Raw genomic sequence first — 5,223 nt, forward strand, 5'->3', positions numbered from 1 at the left:
GAGGAGGCAACACCGTCGAACCGTTCGCAGAGCCGCAGCAGGTTGGCACAGTCGACCTGCACGCTGGCATGCGCGTCCGGGATCGTGCTGCGCGATACCGTCATCCGCTCGGCCATCGTCGCCTGCCCTGCACTCACCGGACGAAGGTCGTAGCCAGGCTGCTCGGCGCCGGACACCGACGGTTCGCCGCCGGATGCGGCCAGTACCGCCTCCCGGGTGATCACCCCGTGCGGACCCGGCGGCAGGTCGGTCAGCTCGACACCGAGTTCGGCGGCGAGTTTCCGCACCGCGGGCTTGGCCCGGGGCCGTTCGGCGCCGCCTCGCCGGCTGACGTCCAGGGTGTCGTCGGTCCCGTAGCCGACCAGGACCGGTTGGTGCGCCTCGGCGAGGCCGTCCGGTGCGGCGGCCGGAACCGCCGACTGGGCTGCGGCGGCCGGGGCCGCCGGCTGGGGTGCAGCGTCGACGGCGATCCGGACCAGCACGGCCCCGACGGCCAGCACGTCGCCCGGCTGCCCGCCGAGTTCGACGATCCGCCCGGCGTACGGGCTGGGGATCTCCACCTGCGCTTTGGCGGTCTCCACCGAGCAGAGCGGCTGGTTGAGCTCGACCGAGTCACCGACCGCGACGTTCCAGCCGGTGATGGTCACCTCCTCGAGGCCCTCCCCGAGATCCGGCACCGGAAACGGCCGCACCGAGTCGTCGGCGTCCGGGCTCACGGCATCCCCAGGGCGCGTTCGACGCAGTCCAGCAACCGGTCCGGCCCGGGCAGCCAGAACCGCTCCAGCCGCGCCGGCGGGTAAGGCGTGTCGAACCCGCAGGCCCGCAGCACCGGCGCGTCGAGGTCGTAGAACAGCTCTTCCTGGATGCGGGCGGCCAGCTCGGCGCCGTAGCCGAAGCTGCGCGGGCCTTCGTGCATGACCACGCAGCGGCCGGTGCGACGCACCGACCCGGCGACGGTGTCGAAGTCCAGCGGCACCAGCGACCGCAGGTCGACCACCTCCAAGCTCCAATCATGTTGCTGATCGGCGAGCTCGGCCGCCGACAGCGCGGTGCCCACCAGACCGCCGTAGGTCAGCACCGTGACGTCGCTGCCCGGCCGGCGCACCGCCGCGCGGCCGATTCCCGGCTCCGGCCGGGTGGTGTCCACCGCGCCGCGCGCCCAGTAACGCCGCTTCGGCTCCAAGAAGACCACCGGGTCAGGGCAGGCGATCGCGTGCCGCAACAGCCAGTAGGCGTCGGCCGGCACCGACGGGACGACGACCTTCAGCCCGGCGGTGTGCGCCCAGTACGCCTCGGTCGATTCCGAATGATGTTCGGCCGCACCGATTCCACCGAACGACGGGATTCGGACCGTCACCGGCATCGCGACCGTTCCGTGGGTCCGGCTGCGGTACTTGGCCAGATGGCTGACCACCTGGTCGAACGCCGGGTAGCTGAACCCGTCGAACTGGATCTCCGGCACCGGAACGAAGCCGCGCAGCGCCAGCCCGATCGCGATCCCGACCACCGCCGACTCGGCCAGCGGGGTGTCGAAGCACCGGTCCTCGCCGAACGCCGCAGCCAGCCCCTCGGTCACCCGGAACACCCCGCCCTGCACCCCGACGTCGGTGCCGTAGACGAGCACCTTCGGGTCGGCGGCCATCGCGTCGTGCAGCGCTCGGTTCAACGCCTGCACCATCGTCATCGGCTGTGCCGACGGGACCGAGTCCCCCGCCGGCCCCGGCAGGTCGGCGGGTCGCGTCGGCGGTTCAGCGATCTGGGTCATCTACCGCTCCCGGGCCAGCTCGGCTCGGAGCGCCGCGCGTTGCGCCTGCAACTCCGGGGTGATCTCGGCGTACACCGCGGTGAACAGCGCGTCGACGTCGCCGTCCGGGTCGCCGACGACCGCCTCCCGCAGCTCGGCCCGCAGCCGCTGCGAGCGGGCGCCGACCCGCTCATCCAGCCGCTCCGACCAGAGCCCGCGGCCACTCAGGTAGGCGCGGTAGCGCGGGATCGGGTCCAGCGCGGCCCAACGGTCGACCTCGTCGGCGCTGCGGTAGCGGGTCGGGTCGTCGGAGGTGGTGTGCGGCCCGAGCCGGTAGGTCACCGCTTCGATCAAAGTCGGGCCGCCGCCGGCTCGGGCCCGGGCAGCCGCCTGGGCCGTCACCGCATAGCAGGCGAGCGGATCGTTGCCGTCCACCCGCAGACCCGGCATCCCGTAGCCGATCGCCTTGTGCGCCAGCGACGGGGCGGCGGTCTGCCGGCTCAGCGGCACCGAGATCGCCCACTGGTTGTTCTGCACGTAGAACACCACCGGGGCGTGGAACACCGCGGCGACGTTCAGCGCTTCGTGGACGTCACCCTCGCTGGTGGCGCCGTCACCGAAGAACGCCACCGACACCGAGTCCTCGCCGAGTCGCTGGGCGGCCATCGCCGCGCCGACCGCGTGCAGCGCCTGGGTGCCGACCGGCACCGACATCGGGGCGCAGCATTTCTCGGTGAATTCCAGCCCGCCGTTGCAGGTGCCCCGCCAGGCGGCGGCGACGTGCCAGGCCGGGATGCCGCGGGTCAGGAAGACGCCCAGCTCGCGGTACTGCGGGAACAGCCAGTCGGTCTTGCGCAGCGCGGCCGCGGCGCCGACCTGCGCGGCCTCCTGCCCGCGACAGGAGGCGAACAGCGCCAGCTCACCCTGGCGTTGCAGGTGGACGAGTTCGGTGTCCAGGTCGCGGGTGATCACCATCAGCTCGTAGAGCCAGTGCAGTGTCTCGGTGGGGAGGTCTCGGTCGTACCGGGTCTCGCCGGTGGCGGTGCCGTCCGCGGCGATCAGCTGGACCGGGCTCAGGTCGACGGCCGGCGGCGTCGGGGACTCGACGATCTCGGCCATGCCGCCTCCTTGTGGGAGCCTTTCCCCATTATGCCCGCGGCCTAGCCGTCGACCACGAACACGCCGCGCGCGCCGTTCTCGGCGTGCCGCAGGTCGTGGTCCATGAGCGTGTAATGACCCGGCTCGGGGAAGCTGAGTTCGACGAAACCGCCTTGGGCCGGCGCCAAGTCCAGGGCCTGCGACCCGCCGGCACCGCCGGGACCGCCGGACCGCAGCAGCCAGGCGCCCTCCTTGTAGACGGTGTCGAACTGGACGCCCACGACGTGGAACGCAATGGTGTCGCCGGGTCCGGCGTTGACCAGCCAGATCCGCACCCGCTCACCGGGCCGGGCATGCAGCGGGGCGTGCTCGTACTGGTCGGCCATGCCGTTGAACATCCAGCCGTCCGGCCGGTTGGCGCGGATCGCGGCGGGTTTGCGGTCGCTGCTCGGGTCACCGAGGTACAGCTGGGCCCCGACCAGGACGTATTCGTGATCCACCGCCGGCAGACCCGGCGGGTCGACGATCACCGCGCCGTACATGCCGTTGGCGATGTGCAGCGACATCGGCGGGGTGCTGCAGTGATAGAGCCAGGCGCCGGCGCGGTGCGCGGTGAACCGGTAGACCAGCCGTTCGCCCGGTGCGATGGTGCGCATCGGCTGGTCGGGGGCGAGCGCTCCGGCGTGGAAGTCCAGGCCGTGACCCATCTGGGAGTCGTTGATCAGGGTGAGCTCGAACTGGTCGCCCACCCGGCCGTGCAGGATCGGCCCGGGTTCCGACCCGCCCCAGGTCCAGCGGGTCTCCTTACGCCCGGGGGCCACCTCCAGTTCCCGGTCGACGGCCCGCAGCTCCACCCGGTGCACCCCCGGAGCCACCGGCGCCAGCAGTGGATCGCGCGGCGACCAATCCGGTGACGGGTCGGCGTTCAGGTTCAGGCCGGGACCGGCGGCGGCCGCAGCGTCCGGCGACGCACCGTGCTGGGCGCGCGGCGTGCCGCCGAGCGCGCGCACCGCCATCGTCATGCCGGCCGCCCGGTGACCGGGCACGTCACACCAGATATCGATGTCCTGGTCGACCACCCCGAGGTCCAGCAGCGCGGTCTGCCCGCGGTTCAGCCGCGGGGTGCGCGCCCCGGTGTCGGCGCGCAGGTCGTGCGGGATGGACTCGTCGTTTCGCACCCGCAGCACCAGGTGCGTCCCGGCCGGCACCTGGACCGTGCCGGGCAGCACCCGCATGTTGTTCAGCGCCACGTCCACCGTCTGCGCCGCCCCGATGGTCGCGGTGTTGGAGAGCGACGAGCTGCCGGCGCTCAGCGTCGTGGTCAGCGCCAGCGCGGCCAGCCCGGCGATCGCCACCGCGGCGGTCATCACCCCCCGGCGTTTCTTCTCCACCGTCTTGGCGTTGATCTCGCCGCGCAGCAGCACCGGGATGACCAGCTGCGCGGCCAGCCACAGGAACGCCGCGACGGCGATGGCGGCGAACACCCAGCCGGCCAGCCGGATCCGGTTCGGCAGCGGCGCGGCGACCAGCGGAACGGCGACGTTCAGCAGCAGGATCCGGGCGTGCCAGCCCCGTTCCAGGTAGCTGATCACGGCCTTGCGCTGACCCGGTCCGTGGGCGGTCAGCACCGGCAGCAGCTCGGTCAGCGCACCCATCAGCACCTGCGCGACGAAGCCGACCACCAGCAGCGGCATGACCGTGCTCTCCACCAGTGCGGGCAGCGTCTCGACGGAGCGGGTGACCAGCAGCCCGATCAGCTCGATCAGCACCCCGACCCCCAGCCAGAGCGTGGCGCCGACCAGCATCCACGACGCCGGCCCGGTGGGGCGGCGCTGCGGCCAGAGCGCGACCACCGCCACCCCGACCCCGGCCGCGTAGCAGGCGAAGCCGGCGACGGTCAGCCAGCGGCTCGCCGCCAGCAGGCCGACGACGACGATCCCCAGCCCGGCGGCGAGCGACGGCAGGGTGCGCTGCGCCAGGCGGTAGCTGCGCGGCGTGATCCGTTCCCGGTTGGTGGTGGGCCAGAGCGTGAACAGCGTGCCCACCACGGTGAAGCCGATCCAGCCGAACAGCATGACGTGCACGTGGGTGGTCCACTGCCGCGCGTACCAGCGGTCCACGCCGAACGCCATGCTGGCGCCGACGACCGCGCCGATCAGCAGGGCGACCACCGCCGCCAGGTAGAAGTCGACCAGGTAGTCGAAGCGCGCCGAGAGCGCCGCCTTCTTCATGCTGATCAGCTCGGCGCCGTGCACGACGGCGACCACCGCGACCACCGCGCCGGCGATGCCGGTGATCACCTCCGTGTTGAGCCAGACCCCGATCAGGGCGGCGATCACCGCCAGGTTCAGCACCGCGATCTTGGCGGCCAGATGCCACTC

At 72.5% G+C, this 5,223-nt stretch carries 4 protein-coding genes; all 4 read right to left on the bottom strand.

Going from position 1 to position 5,223, the window contains the following annotated elements:
- The coding region (locus AC2VNT_RS12715; protein ID WP_486947202.1) for a biotin/lipoyl-containing protein at window positions 1-716 on the bottom strand (716 nt) is incomplete at its 3' end.
- On the bottom strand, window positions 713-1,765 hold the full coding sequence (locus AC2VNT_RS12720; RefSeq protein WP_486947203.1) for an alpha-ketoacid dehydrogenase subunit beta: 1,053 nt from the start codon (window positions 1,763-1,765) through the stop codon (window positions 713-715). The genes AC2VNT_RS12715 and AC2VNT_RS12720, both read right to left, overlap by 4 nt.
- A complete protein-coding gene (pdhA, locus tag AC2VNT_RS12725; RefSeq protein ID WP_486947204.1) occupies window positions 1,766-2,863 on the bottom strand; it encodes a pyruvate dehydrogenase (acetyl-transferring) E1 component subunit alpha in 1,098 nt (365 codons plus the stop codon).
- A gap of 41 nt (window positions 2,864-2,904) precedes the next feature.
- Window positions 2,905-5,223: multicopper oxidase domain-containing protein (locus tag AC2VNT_RS12730; RefSeq protein WP_486947205.1), on the bottom strand; the 2,319-nt coding region annotated here is incomplete at its 5' end.

It is taken from the genome of Mycobacterium sp. TH-M15 (assembly GCF_057473705.1).